The following is a 16,079-nucleotide window of genomic DNA, read 5'->3' on the forward strand; positions in this document are numbered from 1 at the left end:
TATGAATCAGGATTATATTGTACCAGACAACTGGTCGATCATAGAGGAAGGATTTGAAAGAGAAAATGTAAAGTCCTCCGAAAGCATTTTCAGCCTGGGTAATGGAGCCATGGGTCAACGTGCGAATTTCGAAGAGCAATATTCGGGGCCTACATTTCAGGGCAGTTATATAGGCGGGGTCTATTACCCTGACAAGACCCGGGTAGGCTGGTGGAAGAACGGTTACCCGGAGTATTTCGCCAAAGTGATCAACGCGCCTAGCTGGATCGGAATACACGTCCTCGTGGACGGGGAGGCCCTCGATCTCAATACCTGTACCCGCGTGGAGAATTTCCGCAGGGAACTCAACATGAAGGAAGGCTGGTACCAGCGCAGCTTCACGGCCTATTTGAAGAACAACAAGACCATTGACGTTAAGGTGACCCGCTTCCTGAGCCTCGAACTCGATGAACTCGGAGCCATCCGCTATGAGGTCACACCGAAAGGAGATGACCTTACTATTACCTTCTCTCCCTTCCTGGACAGCGGGATCACCAATGAGGACAGTAACTGGGACGACAAATTCTGGAATACCACCAGAGTAGCCTCCGATGGCAACCAGGCCTTTATTGAGGCTCATACCATGAAGACGAATTTTGAGACCTGTACCTTTATGGAATGTCATCTGGAGTACAAGGGGATGACACAAAGCAAGCCTATGGGTACGGAAGAAAGGGAGCTGTGGGTTGGACATGGATACGAACAGAAGGTGGATAAGGGAACGACGGTTACCTTTTATAAATATGGGGGATATACGGTTTCCCGGAACCACAAGAACGGCGACCTGGTAGGTGCCGCCAAAAAGGTGTTGGACAAAGCCCAGGCCAAGGGGTTTGACGGACTGCTGGAAGCACAGAAAAAGGCATGGGCCGGAATATGGGAAATGAGTGATATTACCATTGGAGGGGATATCAAAGCGCAGCAAGGTATACGGTTCAATATCTTTCAGCTGAATCAGACCTATACCGGGAAAGACTCCCGACTCAATATTGGCCCTAAAGGGTTTACCGGAGAGAAATACGGGGGAAGCACCTACTGGGATACGGAGGCCTATTGCATCCCATTCTACATGGCTACCAAGGATCACCACGTAGCCAGGAACCTTTTAAAGTACCGGTATAATCATCTGGAAAAAGCCATTGAGAACGCTAAGAAACTGGGCTTTAACAACGGTGCTGCCCTGTATCCCATGGTGACCATGAACGGGGAGGAGTGCCACAATGAATGGGAGATCACCTTCGAGGAGATCCATCGCAACGGGGCTATTGCCTTTGCGATCTACAATTACTACCGGTACACCGGAGACTACTCCTACATCCCGGAGATGGGGCTGGAAGTATTGATCGGGATAGCGCGTTTCTGGCACCAACGGGCCACCTTTTCCAAGCAGAAGAACAAATACGTCATCCTGGGGGTCACAGGCCCCAATGAGTACGAGAACAACGTGAGCAATAACTGGTATACCAATTATATCGCTCGTTGGTGTATCCAGTACACACTGGAACAACTCGAAAAGGTCAAAACCGGATACAAGGAAGACTACGACAGGATCACGGGCTATACCAAACTCAAAAAGGCAGAGACGGATGAATGGAAGAAGGTGGCAGACCACATGTACTTTCCTTTCTCAGAAGAGCTGGGAATCTATCTACAGCAGGACGGATTCCTCGACAAGGAACTGGTGACGGTGGCCGACCTCCCCAGGACCCAGAGGCCGATCAACCAGAAATGGAGTTGGGACAGGATCCTCAGATCCCCCTACATCAAACAGGCCGATGTACTGCAGGGGTTCTATTTCTTCGAAGACCACTTCTCAATTGAGGATCTGGAAAAGCATTTTGATTTTTACGAGCCCTTCACGGTGCACGAATCATCCCTGTCACCCTGTGTCCACAGCATTCAGGCTGCGAGACTAGATTGGATGCAACAGGCGTACCAGTTCTATCTGCGCACCTCCAGGCTCGACCTCGACGATTACAACAAGGAGGTAGAGGAAGGTCTCCATATTACCTCCATGGCCGGAACCTGGATGAGTATTGTCGAAGGCTTTGGCGGGATGCGTATCAGGAACGATAAGTTGTCCTTCCGCCCCAGGATCCCTGAAGAATGGGATTCCTACTCCTTTAAGATCAATTTCAGGAACAGGATCCTCAAGGTGCATATCGACAAGTCAGGGGCCCATTTTGAACTCGAGGGCGACCACGAGATGTCTATCCGACTCAACGGGGAGCGAGTAGTATTGCAGCCGGTTTCCAAAACCACGGCCAAGTAAATGTACAATCGGGGGCATCTGGATCGCAAGGACATTTTGTCCATGCCCCCGATTTTATATTTATCAATTTCTATCCTCTTTATGACGATGAGCATCGCACATGCCCAGATTGAGCGAATAGAACCTCCTAACTGGTGGACGGGTTTCAGGGACTCCACTCTGCAACTGTTGGTTAAGGGAAAAGGCATCGGTAATTATACCGTACATGCACGGGAAGAATGGATCAAGGTGGTGAAGAGCCACCGGGCAGACAGCCCCAATTACCTCTTTCTCGATCTGGAAATTCCTGGAAACACCCCTGAAGGAGAGATCCATCTGGTCTTCAGAAAAGAAGGGGATCCCGAAATCAGTGTGCCTTATCTGCTTAAAAAAAGGGAGAGGGTACCCGAAGAATTTGTGGGGTTTTCCAGCGAGGACGTGATCTACCTGATCACCCCGGACCGTTTTGCCAACGGAGACCCGTCTAACGATATCGATCCCACCCTCAAGGAGAAGAGGGTCGATAGAAAACAGGATTACGCACGCCACGGCGGGGACATTAGGGGGATGATCAACCATCTTGATTATATTGAAGACATGGGTTTTACCGCCATTTGGCCCAGTCCCCTTCTGATCAACGACATGCCCAGGGAATCCTACCACGGATATGCGATCACCGACTTTTACAAGGTGGACCCCCGATTCGGCACCCTGGAGGAGTATAAGGAATTCACTTACAAAGCAAGGCAAAGAGGGATCAAGGTCATCATGGATCAGGTAAATAACCATTGCGGCCTTGCCCACTGGTGGATGCAGGACCTGCCATTCTCAGACTGGATCCATTATCAGGAAGGGTTTGAAGAGGGTCGTGAGATCACGGTGACCAACCACAGGCGAACCGTAAACCAGGATATCTACGCTTCGGATCACGACAGGGAGATCATGGACAATGGGTGGTTCGTACCGTCCATGCCGGACCTCAACCAGGACAATCCTTTCCTGGCAAACTATCTGATCCAGAACAGCCTTTGGTGGATCGAGACCCTTGGGTTGGGTGGGATCAGGCAGGATACCTACCCCTATCCGGAAAAGCATTTTATGGCCCGCTGGGCAGAACGCATCATGAAGGAATACCCCTCGTTTTCCATAGTAGGGGAAGAGTGGAGCTACAATCCTCTGGTAGTCGGGTATTGGCAGTCAGGTGCCCGAAATCGGGATGGGTATGAATCCCACTTGAAGTGCACCATGGATTTCCCCCTGCAGCAAACCCTGATAGATGCCCTTGCAGAGGAGGAAAACTGGAACACAGGTCTTATTAAGTTATACGAGGGATTGGCCAATGATTTTCACTACGCCTCTCCCAAAGACATGATGCTCTTCGGGGACAATCACGACATGGACCGGCTTTTTACACAATTGTCCGAAGAGGTGGAGCTGACCAAAATGGCGCTTGCATTTATCATGGTAGCCCCCCGTATTCCACAGATATACTACGGTACTGAGATCCTGATGGAAAACACGGACAAGCCCGGGGATCACGGCAGGATCAGGAAGGACTTTCCGGGAGGCTGGCCCGATGACAAGGTAAATGCTTTTACAGGCAGGGGACTGGATACAAGGAAGAGGGAGATGCAGCAGTTTGTCAGGACCCTCACCAGGTTCAGGAGAGACCAGGAGGTGATCCACGCAGGTAATACCAGGCATTTCAGCCCGGAAAATGGGATTTACGTGCTTTTCAGGTACGCGGATGAAGAAATAGTCATTCTCATTCTCAACAAGAATGAGAGTCCGGTGACCTTGCAGTTAGACAGATTCCGTGAAATGAACATTGAAAATCGCGAGTTCAGGGAGGTATTCAGTGGCAAGAGTTTGGTGCTAGGGACTGCCCTGACCCTGGAAAAAAGGGGAGTCTTTTTATTTGCCAACGGAGGATAGATGAGAAAAAATCTGGCCATAGCTTTAGTTTTTAACGCCCTGTTGCTGAGTTGTACAGGACACAAAGAAAGGGAGGTGGCCAAAAAAGAAGGAATGCACATGAAAGGAGAAGGAAAGATCGTGATCTACCAGGTATTCACCAGGTTATTCGGGAATACGAATACGAACAACAAGCCATGGGGAACCCTGGAGGAGAACGGCGTTGGGAAGTTTTCAGATTTCACTCCCACGGCCCTGCAGGAGATCCGGGACCTGGGGATCACCCATATCTGGTATACCGGTGTGCCCCACCATGCCCTGGTAACGGACTACAGCGAACACGGGATTACCCGTGATGATCCCGATGTGATCAAGGGGAGGGCCGGATCGCCTTATGCGGTCAAGGACTATTACAACGTGAATCCCGATCTGGCCGACAACCCCGAAAAAAGGCTGGAGGAATTCAAACAGTTGATAGGACGTACCCACGAGGCGGGAATGAAAGTCATCATTGACATCGTACCTAATCACGTGGCCCGACGTTACGAAGGGGCGTCCACCCCCGAAGGAAAAGAGCCTTTCGGTGCTTCAGACAATACCTCATCAGAATACGACAGGGACAATAATTTCTACTATATCCCCGGCACACCTTTTCAGGTACCAGAGTGGAAAAATGGCTATCAGCCTCTCGGGGGGGATCCCCATCCCCTGGTAGACCATTATTTCGCCGAAGATCCAGCCAAATGGACGGGAAACGGGTCTAGGCTTTCACAACCCGATTTCAATGACTGGTACGAGACCGTTAAGATCAACTATGGGGTACGACCCGATGGTACTTATGATTTCGATCTTTTACCGGAGGATTCCGGGTCGAAAGATCACAGTGAGCACCTCAATTTCTGGAAAGGCAAATCCGTCCCGGATTCTTGGGTCAAGTTCAGGGATATCGCCCTGTATTGGCTGGACATGGGCGTCGATGGATTCAGGTATGATATGGCAGAAATGGTTCCGGTCGAATTCTGGAGTTACCTCAATTCCCATATCAAGGAAAAGACTCCCGGGGCACTGTTGCTGGCGGAAGTTTACAATCCATCCCTATACAGGGATTATATCTTCAAAGGGAAAATGGATTACCTGTATGACAAGGTAGAACTTTACGACAGCTTGAAGCACATCATGCAGGGACATGGATGGACGGACCACATCCCGGTCGTACAGCGGGGTATGATGGATATCGAGCACCATATGCTGCACTTTCTGGAGAACCACGATGAGCAGCGTATCCCCAGCCCGGAATTTGCCGGGGATGCCCTAAGAGGAAAACCGGCCATGGTGGTCTCGGCGACCCTGAGTACTTCGCCGACCATGATCTATTTCGGACAGGAAGTAGGGGAGCCCGGAGCTGAAAATGCAGGATTTGGAAGTCCTTCCCGAACGTCGATCTTTGATTATATAGGGGTGCCACATCACCAGCGCTGGATGAACGACAAAGCCTTTGACGGAGGGCAATTAACCGCAGAAGAGGCAGCGTTGAGGGATTTTTATAAACGACTCCTGAACCTGACCATCAAAAGCCCGGCTCTTCTGGGAGCTTACGAAGACATCCATTATCACAACAAGGACCACACTCCGGGGTACGACCACAGGGTGTATTCCTTTGTTCGCTGGAAGGATGGGCAGCGATGGCTGATCCTTGTAAATTTTGACGCAGAACGCGATTACGAACTTGAGATGAAGGTCCCACCCTCTTTAGTGGGTGCCTGGGGACTGCAGGAGGGGAAGACCTATACGCTGCTCGATCGACTTTACGAAGAGGTGAGGACGGAACTCAGGATAGAAAAAGGGCAAGGCCTGTTTGAGATTGGCCTCGCCCCTTTGCAGTCCTTTATTTTTGAATTAAGGGATTGAATTTATTTACGAAATGATCAGGCCTGTCCTTCCTTTGGATGTGTGGCCTTGTACATAAGGGCGATCACGGCACCGATAATACCGTAATACACGATATCCAGAACTGCCTCCACAAGGTGTCCGGTCAGGTCCATAAACTCCGAGGTGGCATACCAAAGGAGTCCCATTCCCAGACCGACGAAGACCCCAATCCAGAGACCGAACTGAAAACCGCCCCCGAAGCTGTGGTATCCCCTCGCCCATTTCCCGTAAACTGAACTCAGGGCAAAGGCGGCAATGAGGTTGGAGAGGATCAGCATGGGGAAATCCGGTTCTTCCTTCATCGCATCGGTAAGAGTGTGCCCTTCAAAAAAATCGACAGTCGCCACGCCCCAGATCAGGAAGCCCAGCACGAACATGGCCACGGCAGCTACTACGGTGGCCAGAAGATTTTGTTTTGTAAACATAGTTTTGTTTGTTAATGGGTTGTTGTACTATCAAAGATATTAAATATAAAATATGAAAAATGAAAAAAATTAGCATATAAACAAGATAATCAGTAACGTAAGTCTTAATAAATTACAAGAAAATATTATAAAACTCTCAGGAAGGATAATCGAGGGCAAATTGTATTTTTGGGTAAATGAAATTGAACAGAAATGAAGAGGATCTTTATCCTGATAGTCTTTTGCACTGTAGCTGGCTGCAGTGAAACAGGTCGAAATATGAAAGTCATTGGTCACAGAGGAGCCATGGGACACGAAACAGAGAATACGCTGGCGTCCGTACAGAAAGCTCTGGATCTGGGGGTGGATATGATCGAGATCGACGTTTTCCGCGTTAAAAGCGGCGAGATCGTGGTATTCCACGACGAAAGACTGGAAAGGCTCAGCAATGCGGGAGGTTTTATCGAGGACTGGAATTACTTTGAACTGAGAAAAGTAATTCTAGAAGGGAACCACAGGATACCGATGCTGCAGGACGTCCTGAAGCTGGTAGACCACCGTGTACCCCTGAATATTGAGCTCAAGGGGGCCAATACTTCGGACCGGGTGAATTTCATCATGGAGTATTACATCAAAGAAAGAGGATGGAAGCCGGAAGACTTTCTTATCTCCAGTTTTAACTGGGAGGAGCTCAGGAGCATGAGGAACCTAAATCCGAATGTCGCCATTGCCGTACTTACCGAATCGGATCCAGTGGAAGCCATATCAGTAGCGAAGGAACTGGGAGCGGTCGCCATCAACCCCAATTACAGGAATGTTACTGCCGAAAATGTGGAAGCCCTTCATGAGGCGGGATTCAAGGTCTATACATGGACGGTCAATGAAAAGGAGGATATTGAAGCTATGCGGAAATATGGAGTGGATGGTGTCTTCACCAATTTCCCCGAAAGGGCCCAATGATGTATGACCTTATCGCCGTAGGAGGAGGCGCAGCCGGTTTTTACGGAGCCATCCACGTGGCTTTGGCGAACCCTTCACTAAAGGTCGCTATTCTCGAGCAAAGCAAGCAGGTCCTGGGTAAGGTCAGGATCTCCGGTGGCGGACGCTGCAATGTGACCCATGCCGAATTCAATCCCGCCGAACTTACCAAGGCTTATCCCAGAGGTCAAAAGGAATTGCGAGGTCCCTTCAATCATTATCAGCCGAGGCATACCATCGATTTCTTTGAATCAAGGGGCATAAAGCTTAAAGTGGAGGAGGACGGAAGGATGTTCCCTGTCAGCGATTCCTCCCAGACGATCATCGATTGCTTTATGGATTGCGTCAAAACATCAGGAATTGAACTAATAAAAAACACTCCCGTGATCAAGATATCGCCTTTGGAGGACCCGACAGGCGAAGGGGCCTGGGAGGTACAAACCCAATCGAGATCTTTTATCTGCAAGAATCTTCTGGTAGCCACGGGGAACAGCCAGCGAATGTGGAATATACTCAAAACGCTGGGGCATCGGGTGATCGATCCGGTTCCCTCCCTGTTCACTTTTAATATAAAAGACGAGAGAATAGATGGGTTGCAGGGCTTAAGCACCCCGGCAAGGATAGAACTGGTATCGAGGGAGCTCCCGGGTAAGAGGATATCCGAAGTGATCAAGACCACTTCGAAGCGATCTGAAGGTTTGATGGCTGAGGGCCCTCTGTTGATCACGCATTGGGGAATGAGCGGACCTGCCGTCCTGAAATTGTCGTCCTGGGGTGCCCGCCTCCTTCACGATTACAATTACCGGTTCCGGATCCGGGTGAACTGGCTGCCGGATTACCACCAGCACGGTATGTATTCTTTTCTGGAAAAGGTCAAGGATGTAGAAGGGAAGCGCACGGTTTACCGGACCTGTCCGGTGGAGATCCCCAGACGACTCTGGGGAAAACTGGTGCTCTCCACAGGGATCACACCTGAACAGAAGTGGGCTGAGCTCACAAAAAAGCAATTACAGTCGCTTGCGGGTCAGCTGACCGCCTCAGAATTCCTGGTAGAGGGTAAAAGCACTTTTAAGGAAGAGTTCGTGACTGCCGGGGGAGTAGACCTCAAAGAGGTCAATTTCAAGACCTATGAGAGCAAGCTACACCGTGGCCTTTATTTTGCCGGGGAAGTCCTGAATATCGACGCGATCACCGGAGGGTACAATTTTCAGAATGCCTGGACAGGAGCGTATATGGCTGCCCACGCGATCACTTCCGAAGAGAAATGAATCCCCTTTAGAGTACGAGATAAAGTGCGGCGGCCGCTACCCCGCCTATGACCGGTCCTAAAACGGGAACCCAGGAATACCCCCAATCCGAACCTCCCTTGCCTTTGATAGGAAGGATCGCATGGATAAGTCGGGGTCCCAGGTCCCTGGCGGGATTGATGGCGTAACCAGTAGTGCCACCCAGGCTTAGCCCAATTCCCCAAACCAGAAGGGAGACGGGAAGGGCGCCCAAAGAACCCAATCCGATTACTTCTTCCGTGGCCAGCATGGATGCATCCGTAAAGAAGAGCACCGTGAAGACGAGAACGAAGGTCCCCAGTATTTCGCTGAACAGGTTGGAGGGATATTTCCGTATTGCAGGGATGGTCGAGAAAACCCCTAACTTCACTCCCTGGTCATCCGTGATGTCAAAATGGTCTTTGTACATGAGCCACACCAGAGTGGCCCCTGTCATGGCCCCTAAGAGTTGGGCAAGCAGATAGGAAGGGACCTCCGCCCAGTCGAAGCTACCGGCCACAGCGAGGCCAAGGGTCACAGCCGGGTTGATATGGGCTCCGCTATAAGGTCCGGCAACGACCACCCCTACAAAGACGGCAAATGCCCAGGCAGTTGTGATCACCAGCCAGCCAGCTCCCTCTCCTTTGGTCCCTTTGAGGATCACATTAGCGACTACGCCGCATCCCAGAGTGATCAGGAGTGCGGTACCAATTAATTCTGCAACAAATGGTGTCATATACGTATAATTAATTCTCTTTTGTCCAGTATTCCAGGGCACCAATAGCTTTGTACCATCCCTTGATCCCTTCTTCTATAGCGGTCCTTTCCTTCGCAGGGATGAACCTGCGTTCACTTTCCCAAATCGCCTCGATTTCTTCGAGACCAGACCAGTATCCCACCGCAAGACCGGCCAGAAAGGCCGCACCCATGACCGTGGTCTCTACGATCTTTGGCCGTACAGCGACCGTGTCCAGAACGTCGGCCTGGAATTGCATTAGGAGATTGTTGACCGTTGCCCCACCGTCTACACGCAATTCTTTTATGTCGATCCCGGCATCGGCCTCCATGGCCTTAAGGACATCCATGGTCTGGTAGGCGATGGATTCTATGGCTGCCCTCGCAATGTGGGCATAAGTGCTTCCCCTGGTAAGTCCGAAAATGCTGCCTTTGGCGTGCTGGTTCCAATGGGGAGCTCCAAGTCCGGCAAAAGCAGGGACGAAGTAGACCCCTTCTGAACTGTCGACCGTGCAGGCGAGTTTCTCCACCTCGCCCGAAGACTCGATGATCCTCAGGCTATCCCTGAGCCATTGGACGACGGCTCCCGCGATGAATATGCTCCCTTCCAGAATGTAATGGGTCTTCCCATCTATCTGCCACCCCACAGAGGTGAGCAGGTTGTTCTTAGAGATGATGGGTTTTTCCCCTATGTTCATCAGCATAAAACAGCCCGTTCCATAAGTATTTTTGACCATCCCGGGTTTTGTGCACATCTGGCCGAAGAGAGCCGCCTGCTGGTCTCCTGCTATTCCTGCAATGGGAACCTCCGTTCCCAGCCAGCGCGCAGAGGTATGGCCGTATACTTCACTGGAGGGCTTCACCTCGGGCAGCATGGACCTGGGGATATTCAATAGGGCGAGCAATTCATCATCCCATTCCAGGGTATTGATATTGAAGAACAAAGTCCTGGAAGCGTTCGTGACATCGGTAATATGCAGAGATCCTTCTGTCATTTTCCAGATCAGCCAGGAATCTATGGTGCCCATCAGCAAATCACCTGCCTCGGCCTTTTCCCTGACACCTTCCACATGGTCGAGGATCCACTTGACTTTCGTTCCTGAGAAATAGGCGTCTATTACAAGTCCGGTCTTATCTCGTATCAGATTAGAAAGCCCGTCTTTTTTGAGTTGATCACAATATTGGGCCGTCCTTTTATCCTGCCATACAATGGCATTGTAGACCGGATTGCCCGTATGCTTGTCCCAGACCACGACCGTCTCCCGCTGATTGGTGATACCAATCCCGGCAATGTCAGAGGGGGAAATATTTTTGGAGTCTACAGCCTCCTTCATCATTTCGGCCTGGGTTTCCCAAATTTCAAGGGCGTCGTGCTCTACCCAGCCCGACCGGGGAAAATGCTGGGTGAATTCCTTTTGGGCAGAAGACACGATGACCCCTTTCTTGTCAAAGATCAATGCCCTGCAACTGGTCGTACCCTGATCTAAGGCCAAGATGTATTTTTTCATTTTTTTCAGTTCTACTTGGTTCTTTTCGTTCTCCGTCTTTAAATGTAACAGAATTATTTTGTTTTCCACAAACTGACCTGAAGGCTGAACGGGAAGATGTACGCAGAATATCCGTTCAAGGGGAATAAGGCTAGTTGAGCATCCAGATATTAAAATTCAGTACCATGGCAAAACATACCCAAAGAAGATAGGGGAGCAGCAGATAGGCAGCAGGTCTGCTGACGATCTTAAACCATTTGATGGTCGCCAGGATAAGGATGATAAGGATCAAGATCACCACCAGAGCCCAGAAAGGTTCGCGGAGTCCGAAGAACACGATGCTCCACAAAGCATTGAATAGCAGTTGAAAGCCGAAATAGTAAAGGGCGGTCTTCACCCAAATATGATAAAATCCTTTGGCCCAGACCAGGCCTGCGGCGATGCCCATGGTGATATAGAGGAAGGTCCAGACAGGGGCAAAGATCCAGTTAGGGGGATTAAAACTGGGTTTTTCGAGCGTTACGTACCAGCTTTCTACCGAACTCTGGGTGGCAAAACCCGAAAGGAAGCCAATGAGGAGGCAAACGATCACGGCAATACTGATATAGGTTGCTTTTTTCTTCATCGGGATCAATGCTCAAAGTCCTAAAATAGGAATTTATTTTGATTGGAGTTAGGGGGATTCTCCCTAAGACCTATCTTTGCAAGAAATTTTGGAGTTCATGCGAGAAGGGGAGTTCATTGCTGCAAACACCGAGGTTCTAGAAGACCAGTGGATCTCTTCCTGGAGGGCGCCAAGTAATATCGCACTGGTAAAATACTGGGGCAAGTACGAAGGGCAGATCCCTGCCAATCCCTCATTGAGCTTTACCCTTTCAGCCTCCCATACCAATACCACAACCCTATTTGAGAAGAAGGTTTCCGGGGACAAAATGCCGACTTTTGAATTGCTTTTCGAAGGGAAGCCACGGGCCGATTTCAACCCCAAGATAGCTACATTTCTCAGGCGAATCCTGCCCTATTCGCCATGGCTAGGGGAATACAACCTCAAGATCAGCACAGAGAACAGTTTTCCGCACAGCAGCGGTATCGCCTCCTCCGCCAGCAGTATGGCGGCCCTCTCACTCTGCATCACAGAGATGGAACGAAAGCTGATACCCTCTATGTCTGAGGGAGCATTTCTCAGGAAGGCGTCTTTTTTGGCCCGACTGGGTTCCGGCAGCGCTTGCAGGAGTATTGAAGGGCCCCTGGTGAGCTGGGGTGAACACGAAAAACTGACGGGGGGATCCGATCTTTTCGGTACGGCCTATTCAGGTCCCGTTCACGAAGTATTCCGGGATACCAGGGATACGATCCTTTTGGTTCACAAAGGACAAAAGACCGTAAGCAGCACGGCCGGGCACTCCCTTATGAATGGACATCAGTACGCATCCCAACGCTTCTCACAGGCGCATTCCAATCTTTCAGCACTGACTGAGGTCCTGGAAAATGGAGACCTGCATCGCTTTGCCGAGATCGTGGAGAGCGAGGCCCTGAGCCTTCACGCCATGATGATGACCAGTGTACCCTATTACCTCCTCATGAAGCCCAATACCCTGGCAATAATCGAGAAAATATGGGAATTCAGAAGGTCTACTCAGGTGCCTGTCTGTTTTACGCTGGATGCGGGCGCCAACGTCCATTTGCTTTATCCAGGGACAAGTGCCGATAAAGTTTTGCAATTTATTAAGAATGAGCTTGTTGCGTATTGTGAAAAGGGACAGTATATTTGCGACGCCTCAGGGCCTGGTGCAAAAAAACTGGAGTCGGCTATTTGATATCTGCAAATTAGGACTACCTTTAACTTGCGGTAATACAGCAAATTATGAAAGGACCTCTTTTCTATTCTAAAATCCTCTTGTTCGGGGAATACGGAATCATCAAGGATTCTAAAGGTCTGTCTATACCCTATAACTTTTTTAAGGGGGCCCTCAAAACAGAGCACCCTCTCTCGGAGGCCGCCAAAAAGTCGAACGACAGTCTCAAAAAATTTGCGAATTATCTGGCAGAGATGCAGCAGGAAGATCCTTCACTGGTGCAGTTCGAGATCGAGGCCTTAAAGCAGGACCTCGATGGAGGTATGTATTTCGACAGCTCCATCCCTCAGGGATATGGCATTGGCAGCAGTGGTGCCCTGGTTGCCGCCATATACGATAAATACGCCCAGGACAAGATCACCGTTTTAGAAAATCTCACCAGGGAAAAGCTTTTGCACCTCAAGGCCATTTTCGGGAAGATGGAATCCTTTTTTCACGGAAAATCGTCAGGTCTCGATCCCCTGAACAGTTACCTGAGCCTTCCTATCCTTATCAACTCCCAGGACAATATAGAGTCGACCAGCATCCCGTCCCAAAACATCAACGGGAAAGGTGCAGTCTTCCTGCTGGACAGCGGAATGACGGGAGAAACAGCACCTATGGTACAGATCTTTATGGAGAAGATGAAGCACGAAGGGTTCCGGACGGTACTCAAAGAGGAATTCATAAGGCATACAGATGCCTGTGTCGAGGATTTCCTTGCCGGGAACATCAAATCCCTTTTTGGGAACCTGAAACAATTATCACATGTAGTGCTCGATCATTTCAAGCCAATGATCCCTCAGCAATTCCATGAACTTTGGAAAAAAGGGATAGAAACCAACGACTATTACCTGAAACTTTGCGGTTCGGGGGGTGGCGGATATATCCTGGGGTTCACCGAGGATATTGATAAGGCCAGAAAAACCCTTGAGGGACACAGACTGGAAGTGGTATACAACTTCTAAACCCCTTTTTATGCTTAGCAGAAAGAACAAGCTCCTGCTTTTAAAGCTGCTGAGCCTGTTTTCCATTGTAAGGGGATACAACGTACTGGTCATCGTCCTTGCTCAATACCTCGCCGCTATCTATATCATGGCGCCCGATCTTCCCTTGCGAAAGGTGGTATTCGACCTGAGCCTATTTGTGATCGTACTGGCATCCGCCCTGGTGATCGCCGCCGGATACATCATCAACAGTTTTTACGATTCTGAGAAGGACCTGATCAACAAACCGAGAAAAACCATGCTCGACCGCCTGGTAAGTCAGCGAACCAAGCTGAGTACTTATTTTGTGCTCAACTTTCTTTCTGTGATATTCGCCAGCTATGTGTCTTTTCGCGCTGTCCTGTTTTTCGGCGCCTATATCTTCGGGATCTGGCTGTATTCCCATAAACTCAAGAGAATCCCATTCGTTGGCAACCTGGTATCGGCCACTCTGGCTATCACCCCCTTTTTTGCCGTTTTCGTTTATTACAGGAATTTTGAGGCCGTCATCTTTGTCCATGCCATGTTCCTTTTTCTGCTGATCCTCTCAAGGGAGATGATCAAGGACATGGAGAATATAGCAGGTGATATGGCGCTCGATTACAAGACTATCCCGGTTCTTTTCGGTACCCGTTATTCGAAGATCACGATATCCCTTCTTGTGGTACTGGCCCTGTTGCCCGCCTTTCTTTTAATAGAGATCTTCGATGTGGGGTACATGTACCTCTATTTTATTATGGCGGTCGTATTACTGGTGGTCTTTCTCGTTCTGATGTGGAAGTCGACTTCCAAAAAACACTATGTATGGCTTCATAACATACTCAAATTCATTATTGTATCCGGCGTATTCAGCATCCTACTCATCAATGTGGACCTGGTCCTGAACCGAATCCTATGATCCCGGCATTGAGACCGGAAGCAAATTGCTATTTTTGATAAAAATTACACCATGAGCAGATTCGATAACAGTGGAGGAGGAAAATTCTCGGGAAGAGGAGATGGAAATTTCAGGCGGAAGAGTTTTGCCAGGGGTAATGCGCCTATCAAGAAAAAGAAGGAGAACGCTCCGGCCCCGGATCCAAACCTTATCAGATTGAACAAATACATCGCCAATTCAGGGGTGTGTTCACGCCGTGAAGCAGATACGTATATTACTGCAGGGAATATTACGGTAAATGGAAAGACTGTCACTGAGATGGGGTTTAAGGTAAAACGCACGGATGAGGTCAGGTTTGACGGCCGACTGCTGAATCCGGAGAAAAAGGAATATGTTCTTTTAAACAAGCCCAAGAACTTCATCACCACCACCCGGGATGAAAAAGGGAGAAGAACGGTCATGGAACTCATCAGCAATGCCTCCAAGTCGAGACTCGTCCCTGTTGGCAGGCTCGACCGAAATACCACCGGACTGCTGCTCTTCACCAATGACGGAGACCTGGCCAAGAAACTCACCCACCCGAGGTACGGGATCAGGAAGATCTATCACGTGGAGCTCAACAGAAACCTCAAGGCTGATGATTTCAGGAGGATAGAGGAAGGCATCATGCTGGAAGACGGGCTTATTCAGGTCGATGAGATAAGCTATTTGAACAACGCCCCTAAAAAGGAAGTGGGAATCGAGATCCACAGCGGCAGGAACAGGATCGTAAGGAGGATTTTTGAACATCTGGGGTATGAGGTGATTAAACTAGACCGCGTGGTTTTTGCCAACCTTACGAAGAAAGACCTGCCTCGAGGCCACTGGAGGCATCTTACCCAACAGGAGGTCATCAACCTGGGAATGATTCAGTAGACCGGTCTAAAGGGAAGGCCTGGCATCCAGCAAACTGCCCACAGTATCCCAGAATACGGCCCCTGCGGGATTTTCATCCTGACTTACCGGTTTCTCTTTCAAATATTCCCTGACCATAAGTTTGAGATGGGTGATCTGGGCGTTTTCCCCGTAGAAATTCTCAAAGGCCATATCCCAGGTGGCAAAGGCGCGTTTTTCCCTTACCTCAAAACTCAGCAATTCCACGTTTTTATGACGTGGATCTGCCTTGATCTTGTCAAAAAGAGTAAGCACTTTGTATTGATTTCCTTCCAGGTACTGGATAAATTCCCCGTGGTGGTAAAGCAGACAACCCGTGATTCCAAGGATTCGGTTGTTCTCTTTTGCCCTTTCAAGCATTAACTGGATCTGGTCCAGGGTGAAATTCGGTTTTGCTACTGACCGATATACCAGACTGAACATGGACGGTTACCTTTTTTGGTGGT

14 protein-coding genes are annotated in these 16,079 nt (G+C 49.5%); 9 read left to right on the forward strand and 5 right to left on the reverse strand.

The window, feature by feature from the left end:
- The first annotated feature begins 1 nt into the window (after nt 1).
- The 3 genes from GWK09_RS07440 to GWK09_RS07450 all read left to right on the forward strand — a co-directional run bounded on the left by GWK09_RS07440 (nt 2) and on the right by GWK09_RS07450 (nt 6,112).
- A complete protein-coding gene (locus GWK09_RS07440) occupies nt 2-2,311 on the forward strand; it encodes a glycoside hydrolase family 65 protein (protein ID WP_163692355.1) in 2,310 nt (769 codons plus the stop codon).
- 87 nt (nt 2,312-2,398) lie between these two features.
- Entirely contained in the window at nt 2,399-4,225 is a 1,827-nt protein-coding gene (locus tag GWK09_RS07445) for a glycoside hydrolase family 13 protein (protein ID WP_239530745.1), read from the forward strand.
- Nucleotides 4,226-6,112, forward strand: coding sequence for an alpha-amylase family protein (locus GWK09_RS07450; RefSeq protein WP_163692357.1), 1,887 nt, complete (start codon nt 4,226-4,228; stop codon nt 6,110-6,112).
- 17 nt (nt 6,113-6,129) lie between these two features.
- Here the strand turns inward: GWK09_RS07450 and GWK09_RS07455 are convergent, their stop codons facing one another.
- Nucleotides 6,130-6,558, reverse strand: coding sequence for a hypothetical protein (locus GWK09_RS07455; protein WP_163692358.1), 429 nt, complete (start codon nt 6,556-6,558; stop codon nt 6,130-6,132).
- Nucleotides 6,559-6,816: 258 nt separating this feature from the next.
- On the opposite strand from GWK09_RS07455, the gene GWK09_RS07460 reads away from it, so the two are divergent.
- Complete coding sequence (locus tag GWK09_RS07460; RefSeq protein ID WP_239530747.1) at nt 6,817-7,497, forward strand: glycerophosphodiester phosphodiesterase; 681 nt, start codon at nt 6,817-6,819, stop codon at nt 7,495-7,497.
- Nucleotides 7,497-8,783: a BaiN/RdsA family NAD(P)/FAD-dependent oxidoreductase gene (locus tag GWK09_RS07465; protein WP_163692360.1), complete on the forward strand. Its 1,287-nt coding sequence runs from the start codon at nt 7,497-7,499 to the stop codon at nt 8,781-8,783. The genes GWK09_RS07460 and GWK09_RS07465 overlap by 1 nt, the downstream gene beginning before the upstream one ends.
- Before the next feature lie 7 nt (nt 8,784-8,790).
- Here the strand turns inward: GWK09_RS07465 and GWK09_RS07470 are convergent, their stop codons facing one another.
- The 3 genes from GWK09_RS07470 to GWK09_RS07480 form a co-directional block, all read right to left on the reverse strand.
- A complete protein-coding gene (locus tag GWK09_RS07470; protein WP_163692361.1) occupies nt 8,791-9,516 on the reverse strand; it encodes an MIP/aquaporin family protein in 726 nt (241 codons plus the stop codon).
- 10 nt (nt 9,517-9,526) lie between these two features.
- Nucleotides 9,527-11,023, reverse strand: a complete 1,497-nt coding sequence (gene glpK / locus GWK09_RS07475; RefSeq protein ID WP_163692362.1) for a glycerol kinase GlpK — start codon at nt 11,021-11,023, stop codon at nt 9,527-9,529.
- Nucleotides 11,024-11,153: 130 nt separating this feature from the next.
- Nucleotides 11,154-11,627, reverse strand: a complete 474-nt coding sequence (locus GWK09_RS07480) for a TspO/MBR family protein (RefSeq protein ID WP_163692363.1) — start codon at nt 11,625-11,627, stop codon at nt 11,154-11,156.
- Between the two features lie 97 nt (nt 11,628-11,724).
- On the opposite strand from GWK09_RS07480, the gene GWK09_RS07485 reads away from it, so the two are divergent.
- From GWK09_RS07485 to GWK09_RS07500, 4 genes are read left to right on the forward strand one after another with little or no spacing between them, the layout of a single operon-like run.
- Complete coding sequence (locus tag GWK09_RS07485; RefSeq protein ID WP_163692545.1) at nt 11,725-12,819, forward strand: diphosphomevalonate/mevalonate 3,5-bisphosphate decarboxylase family protein; 1,095 nt, start codon at nt 11,725-11,727, stop codon at nt 12,817-12,819.
- A 47-nt stretch (nt 12,820-12,866) separates the two neighbouring features.
- Nucleotides 12,867-13,805, forward strand: coding sequence for a mevalonate kinase family protein (locus tag GWK09_RS07490; protein WP_163692364.1), 939 nt, complete (start codon nt 12,867-12,869; stop codon nt 13,803-13,805).
- A 10-nt stretch (nt 13,806-13,815) separates the two neighbouring features.
- Complete coding sequence (locus GWK09_RS07495; protein WP_163692365.1) at nt 13,816-14,721, forward strand: geranylgeranylglycerol-phosphate geranylgeranyltransferase; 906 nt, start codon at nt 13,816-13,818, stop codon at nt 14,719-14,721.
- A 51-nt stretch (nt 14,722-14,772) separates the two neighbouring features.
- Complete coding sequence (locus GWK09_RS07500) at nt 14,773-15,615, forward strand: pseudouridine synthase (protein ID WP_163692366.1); 843 nt, start codon at nt 14,773-14,775, stop codon at nt 15,613-15,615.
- Between the two features lie 6 nt (nt 15,616-15,621).
- On the opposite strand, the gene GWK09_RS07505 is transcribed toward GWK09_RS07500, so the two are convergent.
- Complete coding sequence (locus GWK09_RS07505) at nt 15,622-16,056, reverse strand: BLUF domain-containing protein (RefSeq protein WP_163692367.1); 435 nt, start codon at nt 16,054-16,056, stop codon at nt 15,622-15,624.
- Between the last annotated feature and the right edge of the window lie 23 nt (nt 16,057-16,079).

This window comes from Muriicola jejuensis, assembly GCF_010671595.1.
Classification (GTDB): domain Bacteria; phylum Bacteroidota; class Bacteroidia; order Flavobacteriales; family Flavobacteriaceae; genus Muriicola; species Muriicola jejuensis.